Raw genomic sequence first — 14,816 nt, 5'->3', positions numbered from 1 at the left:
CGGCCTTAACCGGTGTAACGAGCGGTGGTGGGTGTCACATAGCCGCGGCTGCCTCCTGCCCAGACGCCTCCACCGGGCACGCCGGCGAACACTCGGCCGTCGCCGGCCGACAGCAGCGGCGGGAGCTCCTGCCACGCTCCGCCTGATCCACGGAAGAGCGCATCGCGGCCGACTCCGTGATGGCTCTGCGTCTGGAGCAGCACCGAGCCGCCCAGGTCGTACAGGCGCGCGACGCGTCCGCCCGTCGGTATGGGCACCCGCCTCCAGGTCTTCGAGTCCCAGTGTGCGAGGTAGCTTTCGACCGGCGACATGTCATCCTTCACCAGGTCTCCCGCCACCCACACCTGGTCCTGCGCGACCGCGGCCACGGCGTACGACCACACCTTGAAGCCCGCGTCGCCCGTCGGCAGGTCATGCCGGGTCCAGACCGTGCCGCTCCAGGACGACACGTAGGAGGAGACCGTTCCGCCGACCACCCACGCGGTCGTCCCGGTGGCCGACAACCCGCGAACTCTGTCATGCCCGTCCGTCCCCGGGGACGGTGTGACGACCCATTCTCTCCCGTCCCAGCAGGACACCTGCTCGCGATGGTCCGAGGTTGGGCCGTAGACGTACGAGAGCCCGCTGAGGAGCCACGCCGTGCCGGGCGAGCCGGTGTCGACATGGCCGTTGCCGTTGTAGAACCAGTTCCGCGGAGCGGCCGGTACCGCGACCTCTGTCCATGCCGAGCCGTTCCAGTGCATGGCCTTGCTTCCGTCGCCGGCCCAGATGTCGCCGGTCGCGGCGCCACTGATGCTGCCGCCGACGGCCGGCGCGGCGACCTTGGTCCACTTCGATCCGTCCCATCGGCCCAGGACGGGTGCGGCTCCCACCAGGCCGACGGCCCACGCGTCCGCCGGCCCCGACGCGTGGATGCCGACGACCGCCTCATTGACGGACGGACTGCTTGAGCTGTCCGGAAAGTCGTGTGCCTGCCAGCCCGCGGCGGCATGCGCCCGGTCGGACGGCCACAGGGAAGCCACGGCGACGCCGGCGACTGCCGCGGCACCTGCCAGGAAACGCCTCCGGGTGGGTTCGGCCGATGGCCTGCGTACGACCTGGTCGCTCGGCGCGACGGTGGACGGCCGCACGGTATGCGGACTCATTTCAGGATGCATTGTGTTTCCTTTCGGGAACAGCAGCGGAATTGCAGGAATATTGCCGGTTCTGCTCGAGAAGGCCGACGACTCCAGGACGGCCCATGCGTTCCGAAATGAGTTCACTGTAGAGGGCTGGGAAGTTGAAGAACAGGCAATTGGCGGGGCACTCGCCGGACATTTCACGTTTATGAATACGCGAGGTGTGCCGGCGGAACACCTGCGCGCGCCTGGCCGCCGTGGCCGATGATCTGCGCACTGCCGTCGCCCGCGGGGCACTCGGTTGTCGGGTGGCGGCCGAGCAGCCAGTACGGCAACGGACGAAATTTCACTAGGTATAACACCAGGGAAAGGCCAGTCGCATCCTTCAGTCGTCCCGGGTTGAAGGCGCGGTTGAAAGCGATATGAAGCCAGAATGAGGACCGGTTTCTCCTAGTATTCGGCTAGCGCGGCGGGCCTGGCCGCGCCACATCGAATCAAGGGATAAAATGACAAAGAGGAAAAGACTTCTCGGCACCCTCCTCACGCTCGCGGCAACGGCGATGTTGTCGCTGGCGGGCGCGGGCCCCGCGGTGGCGGATGACCCCGATTACAACCCCCTGCTCATCGGCGGAGATCAGGCCACTGAGGAGTACGGGTTCGCCGCTTCGCTGCTGTACAAGGATCAGGGCTCCCGGCCGAACCCGCTCCGCTGCGGAGGCGCCCTGATCGCCCCCGAATGGGTCATCACCGCGGCGCACTGCGTCACCGGGCGCAACCCGGCCGACTTCAAGGTGGGCGTCGGGTCGAACGACTACCTGGGCGGCGCGATGTTCGAGCCGATCAAGTTTGTGACGCACCCGTCCTGGGACGACCAGAGCGACGCGAGCATGGCCGACATCGCGTTGATCAGACTGGCGGCGCCGTCGACGGTGCGGCCGATCGCCAGCGCGCGGGCTCCGATCCCGGACTCCGCCGTACGCCAGATCGGCTGGGGTGTGACGGTCGAAGGCGATTCGGCCTCGATACCGCGCAACATCCTTCAGCTCGACACGAAGTTACTGCCGATCGCGGAGTGCTCCTTCGGCGACGAGTTCGACGCGACACCCGGAGACCTCTGCGTCGAGCGGTCGAAGAAGGACACCGCGGGCGCATGCAGTGGTGACTCGGGAAGCCCGCTGCTGTCGAGGGTCGACGATCGGTGGCGGATCATCGGTGTGGTGAGTCGCAGCGGCGGTGCCACCTGCCTTGGCACCGACGAGGTCTACACCGCCACCAACAGTTACTGGGCCTGGGTGACCAGCGTGATCGGTGCCAACCGGATGTCATGATGTGACCTCGTCCGACCCCGCCCTCTCCTTCCCCGTGACATGGCGCGGGGGAGGAGAGGGTGAGGTCGGACGCACGCATTCCACCGCTTCGATTCCCTCCGGTTCAGGGACGCCCTGCTGTACCGCCTCGCCGTCCAGGCCTTCACCGTTCGTTAAGTGCTGGTGGAGCAGGGCTTCAAGAACTCGGTCGTCACCCAGGGGGCTCGGCTCGGCGACGTCCAGGCACTCGCGGGCGGCACTGCTCAGTCCTGAACAGGCGTCGGCCGGAGCCGGTAGCGAGACATGTCGATCAGCGCCACCGACGCAACCGGGCAAAACGACGTGCGGCCGCGTGCGCAGCGTGGGGGAGCGTGGCGCCGCCGCGTATCGCCTCACATTCTCTGCTGTCCGCGTTATGTCCCGCCAAATGTCCGGTTAACGCCCTGGTTTACGCATGACCTTTGGTGCAAAGTCTACGGAAGGGCAAATCTGCCTGTGAGATGAGCAAGCCCTCCAAGTCAAAGTGGGATCCACCTCGCAGGCCGGAGAAAGTCCTCCGCCTGCATGTCTCGGGACGGTGACTCCCGGGGTGATCACATTGAGTCTGTACACAGGAAGGGTGTAGTGCTGCCCCAGAAATGACCGCTCAAAGAGGTTGAGCGTCAGAATATCAGGCACCGCTGTTGGTTTACCTGCAGAAGCGGACAGGCTTACAAGAATGAATTGCCGTTGGCGCCACACAGGAAAATCCGAAGAAAGGAGCACCACAGAAATGAAAGTTCGACTCGTGTCCGCTGCGGTAGCCGGCATGTGCGCGGCTCTGCTTCTGTCGACGCCCGCCAGCGCTTCCCAGGCCTTCGACGGCCAAACGGCTGTCGGGGAGGTTCAGGCCGACGGCGCCTGGGAGTACTGGGGGACTTATTCTGCGAGCAAGTGCAAGCTGCAGGTGAAGTTGTGGGCGGACGTCGGTAAGCAAGCCGAATGCCGCCCCAACTCTGATGGCGTCAATTTCGATCTATATCTGTGGATTCTTAGGTAGTAAATGCGTTCTGGATTCTTCGGCCCCAACGTGCTCGAGGTCTGTTTCCGGAGCGATGGGTCGGAGGTCGCGCAAGGATGCCGGGGCCTCGCCGGCCGACGGTCCGCGAGGCCCTCGGATGGGCGTCTTCGGGCTGGTGGGTGGCGGGGCTTCGGTGTCGGTGCGGTGGCGGGCGGCTGCTGCGCCGATTGCGCCGCGCGGCCGAGGAGGGACCGAATGAGGGCTACCGGCACGCCGAATATGGAGCGTGGGCACAAGTTGATCAAAGCAGGCGCGGGCCGGGACAGTCCGAGATGCGGCTGGTGGTCGCCATGATGCATGCGATGAAGAGGCCGATCACCACGTCAGATGGGCTGCGGCTGTCGCAGTCCGCCGGTCGGTGGGTGGTGGTGGCCACAGCGCTCGGGGCGGGGCTGGTGCTGTTGGAGACCACGGTGCTGAATGTCGCGTTGCCTGAGATAGCGCGCGACCTGGGCACAGGCATGACCGGTATGCAGTGGACGGTGAACGCGTTCGCGCTGGCCCTGTCGGGCCTGATTCTCTTCGGCGGTGCGCTGGGGGATCGTTACGGGCGGCGGCGGATCTACCTGGTCGGCCTCGCTTTGTTCGCGATCGCCTCGCTGCTGGGTGGCCTCGCGCCGAGCATCGGTTGGGTGATCGCCGCGCGGACGATGCAAGGCGTCGGTGCCGCGTTGCTGGTCCCGGGGTCGCTGGCACTCATCCAGGCCGCGTTCCACCCTGCTGATCGGGCGCGGGCGGTCGGCGCTTGGTCGGGCATGAGCGGGATGGCCGGGGCGGCCGGGCCGCTGCTCGGCGGCGCGGTGGTCGATGTCGCGGGGTGGCGTTGGGTGTTTTGGATCAACGTCCCGATAGCGGTTGTGGTGGCGGTGCTGATGATCCGTCACGTCCCCGATACCCGCGGTGCGGCAGCGCCTGGCCGCTTGGATGTGGCCGGGGCCGCGCTGGCGGCGATCGGGCTTGGCGGCCTGACCTACAGCCTCACCGACGCCTCCGGCGGGTGGCCGCTCGCCGCGACCGCCGCCGCGATCGGCATGCTCGCGATGGTCGCCTTCATAGTGGTCGAGCGGCGCGCTGCGGCGCCGATGCTGCCACTGGGGTTGTTCTCCGTCCGAGCATTCAGCGCGGCGAACCTGGCATCGTTCTGCCTCTACGGTGCGGTCGCCGGGCTGTTCTTCCTGCTGCCCATGCAGCTCCAGATCACCACCGGTTACTCCCCGCTGGCCGCAGGGATGGCGCTGCTGCCGATCACCGCCGTAGTGCTTGTGCTGTCGCCCTTCACGGGCACGCTCGTCACCCGAGTCGGTCCCCGCATCCCGCTCACGGCCGGCTCTGTGGTCTGCGCCGCCGGGGCATTGCTGGCGGTACGGGTCGGCCCACACGCCTCCTACGTGCCCGATGTACTGCCGGCCGTCGTCGCCGCAGGCCTGGGCATCTCAGCGATCACCGCTCCCATCAGCGTGACCGTGCTGTCTGCCGTGCCGGACAGCCGCGCCGGCATCGCCAGCGGCGTGAACAATGGAGTTGCCCGCGCGGCCGGGCTGCTGGTCGTGGCCGCTCTGCCGTGGTTGGCGAACCTGCCCCAGGACGCCACCCGCAGTCCGGAGGCCCTGAGCCACGGGTTTGTCGTGAGCATGCTGGTCTGCGCCGGGCTGTTCCTCCTCGGCGCCGTGGTGGCCTGGTGCGGGATCGGGGGCTCCGGTCGGCTCGCCGAATCAAGCCGCCGTCGGCACCGTCCCCTGGCCGCCCCCACGCTGGAACCGCCACCGTGAGGCTTTGCATTCGCCGCACCGACAGCTCATACGTATCGAGGGGAACCAGATGTCACCCGTCACCGTCCTCGTCATCGGCGCCGGCGGAGCCGTCGGCTCCGCCCTCATCGACGCACTCCTCCCCGGCCATCGGGCGGGCCGACCGGGCCTCATCGCCGCCGCCAACCGTCCTGCGAGCGTCCGCGCGCTGTGCGAACGCGGCATCGAGGTACGCACTCTGGACCTCGACGAAGCAGAGGCGGCCGGACTCGGCGCTATCCAGCAGGTGTTCGACGGGGTCGACCGGACGTTCCTGCTGACCGGCTACGACGTCAGGATGCTCGCCCAGTCCAAGGCCGCCGTCGACGCCGCCATGGCCGCGGACGTCTCCCACCTGGTCCACGTGGGAGTGAGCGCAGCCCCAGACACCACCATCGTGCACTTCGCCTGGCACCAGCTCATCGAGGCCTACATCGAACGCTCCGGACTGGGCTACACCCACCTGCATCCAGCAAGCTTCATGCAGAATTTCCGGCTCGGCATCGAGAAACCCGGCGTCCTGACCCACTTCGTCGGTGACGCGCGACCCAGTTGGGTCGACGTCGGGGACATCGCCGCCGTCGCGGCCGCGGTGCTGTCCGACCCCGCACCGCACGACCATCGCTCCTACAACCTCGCTGCCGAGGCCGCATCGCTCTACGAAATCGCCGACCTGCTCACCGAGGTCACCGGACGGCCCTGGCGCTACGAGCCGGCCGAGCCCCAGGTCTTCTACGAACGGATGACCGCCGCCGGCGCCGACCCGATCTACATGGCCTGCGTCCGCAACGTCTTCGAACGCACCAGGAACGGCTCCCTCACCGACCCGCCCATCACCGACGACATCCACCACGTGACCGGCCGGCCTGCCACGTCCCTGCGCGCGTTCTTCCAACGCCATCGCAACCTGTTCTGCCTCTGACGCTCCTCGATGCGCGCCCTGTGTGAGTGCCGGGCTGATCCGCCGGCACCGCAAGGCGCTCGGCGCGCTTGGCGGCGGCGTACAGCGTGCCGAGAACCTGTGCGCGGGCGGCGGTGACGTCACTGACCTGCCCGCGGTCGCGTTCGCGGTGCTGGACGGGGATCTGCTTCCAGGACAGCCGTTTGACCTGGGCGTACAGGCTTGGCTGCCGAGGCCCCCCTGGGCGCTGGTGGGGCCGCCGAACCAGTGGCTCCACCAGCCGAGCATCAGGCGCTCCCCACGTGTTCCTTCGTCACGAGCGTGAATCGCGAATCGCGGAACAACAGCGTCAACACCGCTCGAAACAGCATCTGCCGCACCTCCCCTCGGCCTCGTAGTCGTTGAGGTCGGCGCCCGTGCGAGGCGTCGGCCGCCGGCTATCCCGAGCCCGAGGGGACGGAATAGCCAGGTCGTAGGAGCGCGCCCTCATCGAAGTCGCACCGACACTTCGGCGCACCGCGCAACTTCGCCGAATCGTCGACGATGGACAGCGAGCGCAGCGGCACGCCGCGGGACTCCAGCTCGGCTCCGACGTCGCGGTATACGACGCTTGCGTCACAGCCGGCCCGGGCCAGGACCTCGACCGCGACACCACCGGAAACCTCCCGGTAGGAGTGCCGGGCGGGCAGCGGCACCGCCTCGACCGCCTCGACCGCTTCGGCGATGTCGCGGGCAAAGGTCCAGCCCGCGTCGTGCCGTACCGCACTGGAGAGTTTGCCGAGCAGCGGGCCGGTGCCCGGCAGGTCACGGAGTTCGCAGGTGAGCGCCGAGGGCAGGGCCCGAACCGCGTCACCTGTGTCGTACCGCAGGAGGACCGTGGTGTCCCGGTACGGCAGGAACGGCGTGGCCACGATCGTGCCGACCGCACCCGGTGCGGCAGCCGTCCCGGTGTCCGGGTCGATCACCTCAACGAGGCCGGAGGTCGGATGGAAGTGCACGTGGCCCTGCCCACACATGCGCCCGTTGAACGGCACCAGTTCCGTCAGCGCATACGACTGCCGCAGCTCGAACGGACCGAAGAGCCGTTGTGCGCGGCGGTGCAATGCGGCGGTGACCGGCTCTCCGCCCAGGTACATGCGTTCGATGCCGAACCGGTCGGGCCGCCACCCCGTGGTCAGGCCGTACCTCGTGCGGAGCCCTGCTGGCGGTTGGTGTCAGCTTGACCGGCTCACAGAATGCCGCCGGATCAGCGGGTCGAGCCCCGTGGCCAACTTTTCGAGCAGTGACAACTTCACGCCGCAACCAGAGCTGTCCTTCTGGCGGTTGCCCTTGAAGAGTGCGCGGGCCTGGGACAGATCGGCCGCTGCCCTCGGGTCGTGCCGACGCCGCCACAGGGCCGTCTCCAGGGCGTCCAGTGCCAGTTCGGTGCGTACGTGGGTGGCCAGCTGCCGGCCGACGACCGTGCGCGGGTACACGTCGATGGAGAACGCCGCGCACAACCAGCCGCTCCAGGTGCGGGGTGGGCTGGGGCAACAGCCCGCCAGCCCGACGACGACGAGCGAGACCGCCCAGCCGACCAGGCATCGAATCTGACCTGGTCCAGCGCCACCCACGCCCCGTGTTGATGACGAACGCGGGGCCAGATCCTGCCCGCGGTCATGAGCCGAGTCCTTCCGGCGACGGCCACCCTGCGGCGGCCGGCTCCGGCATCACGGGCGTGTGCCACGCAGCGGTGAAAAGTCCGCGAGCGCTGAGGATGCTGCGGCGACTGAAGGGCCGCGGCGGGGCGGCACCCTGTCACACAGGTGGATGCCACAGGCACGCGGCGCGCCTCACCCGGTTCCTCGAACGCGTGACGGCAAGTCTCGACTGTCGCAACAGAGGTGTTCCAGGGCCTCGACCGGTCATTCGCCAGCCCGCAGCCGGGCCTGACATCCCGGTGGCGGGGCGACGACGCACAACGCGAAAGCTCATGGCTCGGCGGTAAGAGCTTGACGATCACCGCCGCGCCATGAGCCTCGCACGTCACATCACCGGACAGGGGCAACCCTGCTAGCTAGCCGGCGTGCGGGAAATATCCCAGGATGAATTCGGCGTTCACCTTCGAGGTCGGCGGATTCGATTCGCAGTCGGAGCGGACGGACACGAAGTGGCTCTTCGTGTGCGGGACGTAGCAGCGGTAGAGCGGTCGCCTGCCCGCCCCCGGGCTCCTGTAAAGGAAACCCTCCCGCCGGATGAACGTGTTGTTCTTCGAACTGCTGACGCTGTTCTCGCAGTCGGCAGCGGCGGTCAGGAACTGGTCGCGCGGGGCGTGGCCCGCGAAGCAGCCGTAGATCGGTCTCGTGCCCGGGAGGTTACTGGTCAGAATGGGGACCCGGCCCTCCTCGCGGTATTTCGGGCCCGGCTGCGCGCCGCTGGTCACATAGTGCTTAAGCCCGTCGAAGTACCGCACCAGCGGAACGGCTGGCGGGCCGGCCTGCCGGCCGGTTTCGGCGTGGGCCGCGGAGATTCCGGCCCCGGCGGTGACGATGGCCGCCGCCAGCGTGCCGAGCACGGCGAATTTCGCCTTCATGTCGACTTACCCTTCATATGTTTTCTGCATCTTTGGCATAGGTGCGTCCCGCGTCGTTTCGCGCAAGATCGGAATATGCCCGGCAGTCACTTTAGCCTCGCCGGTATCGTGCTCAGCTCTGTTTCTTGACATATGACCGGCTATTGTCAGGCAAATGTCCGCCGAATGTCCGGTCGCGTTGACTCTGTTATTGGCCGTAGCCGGGAAAGCGCCGCAGCGACCGCGTCGATGAGCTGCGTGGCGGGGCTGCTGGCGCTGCGGTCGCCCATCCTGTTGCCGACCAGCGCAGTGGACAACCGGCCGCAGGTATCGGAGATCGACCTTGTCGCCCTCAGGGCTTTCGCAGGCGAGAGTGCCCCGCAGCAGCCGCTCGGGTCCGATCATGACGCGCAGGCGTCCGCGGCCCGACTCCGACAGGCCTGCTTGGGAACTCGTTCTGCGGCTGCGGCCGCTCCGCGCTGAACGCGTGCCTCCCGCAGCATGCGCCGGCATGCCGGCCGCCCGTGAGCGGTGAGAACTCCCGGACCGGCGGTGAGGCCTTCCTGAGGTCGCTTCGAGGCCGACCGTCACCGATGATGGGGCGGGTCGTGCTGGCGCAGGGCCTCGCCTGGAACGGGCGAGCCTGAGCCGGCCACGCCCGCGACGGCGACGTTGGGGAGGCGAAAAAGTGTTGGTGACCAGGACGGCCGCGAGGGCCTTACCGGTGGCGGGCCAGCTCGCCCGAACGCAGGGGCGAGCGCGGTGACGTTCCTGCCTCCGGCCGCGTCCGTGGAAGTCGTGACCGTCGACGCTGCCGACGTCGCGGTGCTGACCTGGGTGCTAGCCGATCACCACACCGCCGAGTGGCCGCTCTTGCCGCTGCTAGGCGGCCCTGCGATTCGGCCGGACCATCGTGATGCAGGGCCACGAGCTGTGGGTCCTGCTGCGAGTGGCCGACCCCGGAGTGCTCTACGACCTGGCGGCTGCCCATGACGCCGTGTGCGAGCGGGTCGATGTGCAGGCCTACCAGCGATTGGAGACGGAACTCTACCGGCAGGCGCCGCTGACCGCGGCCGCTATGAATGCGGTCATGGAGGCCGAACTCGTCATCCGGGCCGCGCAGGACGGCTGCTGAGCCGCCCCGGCCACCCCCCGCCGAAGGACCGCCGCCTGATGCGACCGCGTGCACCGACAGGCGGCCGTCATGGCGCAGATCGCGTTCGTGCTCGGGCACGCCGACAAGGCAGGCCGGCCATGACCGGCCGGCGGCAGACCACGTCCGCGAACGGTTCAACGACGACACCCGTCGTGGGGTCGTCCTTGTCCTGCTCTGTGATGAATATCGGCACCGAGCGGAATCCGTATCAGTGGCTCAGCGGTGCGGTGCCACCGCCACCACGTGGTCCCGTCGTGCCGTTTTCGCGCGCCATCAGCTGAGTGGCGTGGTCCCGTAACAGTTCATGCATCCGGTACAGGCCGATTTCCGGTTCCTGCAGCAGGTGCGCTCCTGCCAGCTGTTCGAGCAGGAGCTCGGCTGTGATGACGTCGGTGTTCAGCAGGGCTGCGGCCGTTTCCGCAGGGATATCGGCTGTGGTCCGGCTGCCGAGCAGACGATACGCTCGCCGTTGATCTTCGGGTAGTTTCCGGTAGGCCTGATCGAGCGTGGCGGCGATGCTGCGGTTGCCGACCGCCAGTTCGGTCAGCCGCTGATGCGGCTCGGTCAGCCGGGTCAGCAGATGAGCGATGTCCCAGGCGGGGTGATAGCTCAGCCGGGTGGCGGCGAGGCGGATGGCCAGGGGCAGCAGCCCACATCGCATCACCGTCTGGACCAGCTGCGCAGGCGTGCCAACGATTGGCTGCGACCCGGCGGCGCGGGTGAACAGGGTGATCGCGTCCGCCGGTGGCAGAACGTCGAGCGAGACCGTACGGGTCCCGTCCAATGCGGCCAGCCGGCGTCGGCTGGTGATCAGGACCCGGCAGTCCCGGCTACCTGGTAGCAAGGGCAGAACCTGCTTTTCGTCGACGGCGTCATCCAGCATGATCAGGATTTTGTGGCCCGCCAGCAGGCTGCGGAGCAGCCCGGCCCGGTCATCCGCAGGGTGCGGGATGTGGTGCCCGGGCACGCCAAGAGCACTCAGCATGCGATGCAGCACCTCCTGCGGGTGGACCGGGGCCCGGTCGGCGGTGTGACCATGCAGGTTGACGAACAGTTGGCCGTCGGGGAAACGGGCGGCCAGCCGATGGGCGGCGTGGAGGGCGAGCGCCGTCTTGCCGACCCCGGCCATCCCTTCGATGACGGTGATCATTGCAGGGTGCCTCTCCGCCGGGTCGTCCAGCAGGGCGACTTCGTCCGCTCGGCCGACGAAGTCGGCCACGTCCGCCGGCAACTGCCGCGGGACGGTGAAGTGGTGCCGTTGTGCCCGGAGCACATGATCGGTCGGAGCAGCACTCCCGCCGACCGGCCGCTCGCGGGTCGTCAGGTCCGACATCGCGGGCTCGTTCCCCTGCGGCCGGAGCATCTCGGCCAGCAACCGCAGCAACGAATCGCGAGCCCCCGCCTCGATACCGGTCTCAAGCTGTTGGAGGGCGCGCGCACCGAGCACCGCCTGTTCGGCGGGCACTTCTTGCGTGAGGGCGGCCAACTTCCGCAGCGGTCGCAGCTTGGTGCCGAACAAGCGTCCGGCTGCGGACGGCTCTTCACCAGGATCGGCCAGTGCAGGCTTCGGCAAGATGAGGCCGGGCTCCCGTGCCGCGGGCGGCTTTTCCAAGGTGATCAGGCGGACGGCGTCCGTGGCGTCCCAATCAGCGGCTCCACACCGGCTGGTGATCACCGTCATGCAAGCCCGACCTGCCGGTAGCAGCGGGCGGACCTGCTCGGCGTCCCGTGCGTCGTCCAGCAGCACCAACAGGCGACGGTCGGCGGTCAGAGTCCGGTACGAACCGGCCAGCGTGACCAGGTCGGAGGGAAGGTCATCGGCGGGAACGCCGAGCGCCCTCAGAGATGTCCGCAATGCTGCGGCTGGTTCGATCGGCGCGTCACGCGACCCGCGTAGGTCGAGATAGAGCTGCCCGTCCGTGAATCCGTCGGCGATCGAGTGAGCCCAGTGAATCGCCATGGCTGTCTTCCCGGTGCCCGCCGGACCTGTGACCAGCGCGACGGCTGCCGATCCGGACTGCGCCAGATCGCTCAAGGCTGTGAGCTCCGCGCTCCGGCCGATGACTTCTTCGGCTGCGGCGGGGATCGTACGGGGGATCACGCGAAGGCGTGGCGCCGTGCCTCTGATGAGCGAGGCAGCAGGTGGGGCGACGAGCAGTTCCGCGTACAACCGCTGTAACTCCGCGTTGGGATTCACGCCGAGATCCTCTGCGAGGCGTATCCGGAGTTCCTCGTACCGCTCCAGTGCCTCCGCCCGCCGGCCCTGCCGGTCCAGCACCATCAGCAGGCGCAGCCATAAGGACTCGCGCAAGGGACAGCGCGCAGTCCACCTCCTCAGCTCCGCGACGAGATCGCGGCTGCGTCCCTCGACGAGATCCAGGTCGATTCGCCGCTCCAGTGCCGCCAGATATCGTTCGGCCAGGCGCGGTGCCTCCGCCTCCTGCAGCCAGTGGGAGGCCACGTCCTCGAACGGCTCACCCCTTGACAGAGCCAACGCCTCGTCCAGCAGCCTGCGTTCCAGATCGGAATCCTGGGCACGCGCTGCGCGGTCGAGGATGCGTCCGAAGCGCAACGCGTCCACATCGTCGGCGTCGACCAGGAGAAGAAATCCATTCGGCCGCGTCTCGACCCACCGACCGCCCAAGGCGCTCCGCAGCCGCGCCGCGTAGTTCTGCAGACTCCGGCGGCTGTTCGCGGGCGACCCGTCCGACCACACCATCTCAGTCAGCCGCTCCAGGGACACCGTCTTCCCCGCGGACATCGCCAGGGCTGCCAGCAGTGTCCGCAACCGGTTGGCGGTCAGCTGAATCGGCCGCCCCCAACCGAAACCTCCAGCGGTCCGAGGACCCCGACCGACAACCCTTGCAACAGCCTCCCCTTACCATCTGCCCCTGGTCAGCGACACGTCCAGTCAAACAACCAGCACCTTCAGATGGCATCCAGAACAGCTGCACATGCTCATGGTCGCGTCTGCCAGGTGGTCACGGGTTCCGGGGTCACAGCGTTCCAGGGTGAGGTGATCCGCCGCCGCGCGGACGTGGTCGCATCTTCCCCGACCGGGCCGCGATCACCGCCTCGTCGGCGCGGCACGCTGGAACAGCACACAGTCTCCTGGCGGTGCTGGTTGTCTTCGTCGAGGCCCCTTCTATCAGGTGCACTTCTATGCAGAGATCAAGTCCAACGGTCCGCAACAGGCCTGTGACCTGCCCCGTCACGATGGCATGAGCTCATTTCATACTCAGGACGTACTCAACGTAGCTGCGTTGCCGGGTGGTTGGGGCGTGTGTTCGGGGTTGTCCCAGCCGGAGGTGAACCAGTGGGCTTGGCCGGTGGTGGATCGTAGGAGCGCCGGTTGATGGTGCCGATGGTGCCGCCGTAGACGTGGATGCCGATGGTGGGTTGGTTGCCGTTCGGCGACCTGCGCGGTGATTTCGTGTTCGTCGTGGGTGGTGCTGACCACGAGGTCCACGTCGTGGATGAAGGTCTGCAGGCGATCAGGGTTCATGGTGTTCTCCTTCGCGCAGTGCCTTCAGTGCGGTGCTCCAGGCGATGACCTGGTCCAGCAGGGTGGTGAGGGTGTCGCCGTGGCGTCCCGTTCGGTTCGTCCAGGGGTGGGAGCGCGAAGCCGGTCAGGTCGACCATCTCGAATGTGGCGTCGCCGCGTTTGGTGGCGTTGTCATGGATCCAGTTGGCGACCGCTTCGCCCTTGCGTCCGGGTCGGGTGCTGCCGATGATGATCGCTATGTCGATCATGACGGGGTGCCGGGCAGGATCCGGTACTTGAGGTGGGTGACGCCGGGTGCTTCGATGGCGCGGATCTGCTCGAGTCGGATGTCGGCGTCGCCGAGGTTGTCCAGGAGGCGGGATCCGTCTCCGAGTAGTACGGGGACGACGTGTAGTTCGAGTTCGTCCAGTAGTCCCGCGGCCAGGTATTGCTGGGCGATGTGGCCGCCGCCCCAGAGCATGACGTCCTTGCCGCCGGCGGCTTTCTTGGCTTGCTGGAGGGCGGATTCGATGCCGTCGGTGACGAAGTGGTAGGTGGTTCCGCCTTCCATCTGTACTGGATGGCGGGCGTGGTGGGTGAGGATGAACACGGGGTAGTGGAAGGCCGGGTTGTCGCCCCACCAGCCTGTCCACTGTTCTCCGTTCCAGGCGCCGCCGCCGATGGGGCCGAACATGTTGCGGCCCATCACGCCGGCGCCGAGGTTCTCGATCGCCTCCTCGAATACCGCGGTGCTCGGGTTCACCTCGCCTCCCTGCTCGCCGTGGGCTCGGCGGAAGGCGGCCAGCGGGACCACCCAGTCGTGGAGCTGATCGCCACCGACCCCGAGCGGGTTCTCCTCGCTCTGGTCCGGGCCGGCGACGAAACCGTCCAGCGAGATCGAGATGTGACACCGGAGCTTGCTCATCGTGCCTCCTCGGTCAGCTCGGCGCCGCCGTCGGAACACCACGCGGTACGGCCGTACGGATGGAACTCGGAATGGACTTCGCTGACGCGAATTGCGTGGCTGTTTCCTGCACGCCCTCAAAATTCCACGCGGGCCAAAAATTGGTCCAGGGCGTTGAGCGGCCATTTGCAGGGCATGTGCCGCTTGGCAAGGCCCGACGTGAGCAGACGGACGCTGAAGCCGTGCCAGACATCGGCCGGTTCGTCCACGGTCTTGGCGAACTCGTACCTCGAGTCGTCCCAAAACCCCTGCCGTTACGTCGGTCACTTCAGCGACCGGGCCGACCCGCGTCCTGACCCATGCCGCCAGACCCCATGACGATGGCGCGCCGATGCGTGGCGGCGATGGTCCCGCTCGACGAGTGCAGGCTGCCGCTGGTCGGTACGGTGCCGGCTTTCGTCGGGCGCTGCGCCGGTGTCGCCCTTGCCTGCGCTTCAAGTCCCACCGTCATTCCGCTCCGGGCAGGCCATGATAAGTATTGACCTTCT

The 14,816-nt window shown here is 67.7% G+C and carries 13 protein-coding genes; 4 read left to right on the top strand and 9 right to left on the bottom strand.

Going from position 1 to position 14,816, the window contains the following annotated elements; translation table 11 throughout:
• Positions 1–5: 5 nt before the first annotated feature.
• Positions 6–1,145, bottom strand: coding sequence for a twin-arginine translocation signal domain-containing protein (locus V5E28_RS44065; protein WP_336216115.1), 1,140 nt, complete (start codon positions 1,143–1,145; stop codon positions 6–8).
• A gap of 479 nt (positions 1,146–1,624) precedes the next feature.
• Here V5E28_RS44065 and V5E28_RS44060 point away from each other — a divergent pair, with 479 nt between their 5' ends.
• The 3 genes from V5E28_RS44060 to V5E28_RS44050 all read left to right on the top strand — a co-directional run bounded on the left by V5E28_RS44060 (position 1,625) and on the right by V5E28_RS44050 (position 6,194).
• Complete coding sequence (locus V5E28_RS44060) at positions 1,625–2,446, top strand: S1 family peptidase (RefSeq protein ID WP_336216113.1); 822 nt, start codon at positions 1,625–1,627, stop codon at positions 2,444–2,446.
• 1,311 nt (positions 2,447–3,757) lie between these two features.
• Positions 3,758–5,254 carry an MFS transporter gene (locus tag V5E28_RS44055; RefSeq protein WP_336216112.1) on the top strand — a complete coding sequence of 499 codons (1,497 nt, stop codon included), beginning with the start codon at positions 3,758–3,760 and terminating at the stop codon, positions 5,252–5,254.
• Between the two features lie 49 nt (positions 5,255–5,303).
• Positions 5,304–6,194, top strand: a complete 891-nt coding sequence (locus V5E28_RS44050) for an NmrA family NAD(P)-binding protein (RefSeq protein WP_336216111.1) — start codon at positions 5,304–5,306, stop codon at positions 6,192–6,194.
• A gap of 416 nt (positions 6,195–6,610) precedes the next feature.
• Here V5E28_RS44050 and V5E28_RS44045 read toward each other — a convergent pair whose 3' ends face one another.
• The 3 genes from V5E28_RS44045 to V5E28_RS44035 all read right to left on the bottom strand — a co-directional run bounded on the left by V5E28_RS44045 (position 6,611) and on the right by V5E28_RS44035 (position 8,745).
• Positions 6,611–7,309 (bottom strand): hypothetical protein, encoded by a 699-nt coding sequence (locus V5E28_RS44045; protein ID WP_336216109.1) that lies wholly within the window; start codon positions 7,307–7,309, stop codon positions 6,611–6,613.
• A 78-nt stretch (positions 7,310–7,387) separates the two neighbouring features.
• Positions 7,388–7,786: a hypothetical protein gene (locus V5E28_RS44040; protein ID WP_336216107.1), complete on the bottom strand. Its 399-nt coding sequence runs from the start codon at positions 7,784–7,786 to the stop codon at positions 7,388–7,390.
• Positions 7,787–8,229: 443 nt separating this feature from the next.
• Entirely contained in the window at positions 8,230–8,745 is a 516-nt protein-coding gene (locus V5E28_RS44035) for a hypothetical protein (protein WP_336216106.1), read from the bottom strand.
• An 895-nt stretch (positions 8,746–9,640) separates the two neighbouring features.
• Between V5E28_RS44035 and V5E28_RS44030 the strand changes: the two genes are divergently transcribed.
• The gene (locus V5E28_RS44030; protein WP_336216104.1) at positions 9,641–9,859 is read left to right on the top strand and encodes a hypothetical protein; all 219 of its coding nucleotides are present in this window, start codon (positions 9,641–9,643) and stop codon (positions 9,857–9,859) included.
• A gap of 229 nt (positions 9,860–10,088) precedes the next feature.
• On the opposite strand, the gene V5E28_RS44025 is transcribed toward V5E28_RS44030, so the two are convergent.
• The 5 genes from V5E28_RS44025 to V5E28_RS44005 form a co-directional block, all read right to left on the bottom strand.
• Positions 10,089–12,689: an AfsR/SARP family transcriptional regulator gene (locus V5E28_RS44025; protein WP_336216154.1), complete on the bottom strand. Its 2,601-nt coding sequence runs from the start codon at positions 12,687–12,689 to the stop codon at positions 10,089–10,091.
• 429 nt (positions 12,690–13,118) lie between these two features.
• Positions 13,119–13,385 (bottom strand): hypothetical protein, encoded by a 267-nt coding sequence (locus V5E28_RS44020; RefSeq protein ID WP_336216103.1) that lies wholly within the window; start codon positions 13,383–13,385, stop codon positions 13,119–13,121.
• Complete coding sequence (locus tag V5E28_RS44015; protein WP_336216101.1) at positions 13,382–13,633, bottom strand: NADPH-dependent FMN reductase; 252 nt, start codon at positions 13,631–13,633, stop codon at positions 13,382–13,384. The genes V5E28_RS44020 and V5E28_RS44015 overlap by 4 nt, the downstream gene beginning before the upstream one ends.
• Positions 13,630–14,289, bottom strand: a complete 660-nt coding sequence (locus tag V5E28_RS44010; protein WP_336216100.1) for a dihydrofolate reductase family protein — start codon at positions 14,287–14,289, stop codon at positions 13,630–13,632. Before V5E28_RS44010 ends, V5E28_RS44015 begins: the two co-directional genes overlap by 4 nt.
• A 307-nt stretch (positions 14,290–14,596) precedes the next feature.
• On the bottom strand, positions 14,597–14,816 hold a 220-nt coding region (locus tag V5E28_RS44005; protein ID WP_336216099.1), incomplete at its 5' end, for a hypothetical protein.

The organism is Nonomuraea sp. LPB2021202275-12-8 (assembly GCF_037044575.1).
Taxonomy (GTDB): domain Bacteria; phylum Actinomycetota; class Actinomycetes; order Streptosporangiales; family Streptosporangiaceae; genus Nonomuraea.
This window is presented reverse-complemented; position numbering and strand designations above follow the sequence as displayed.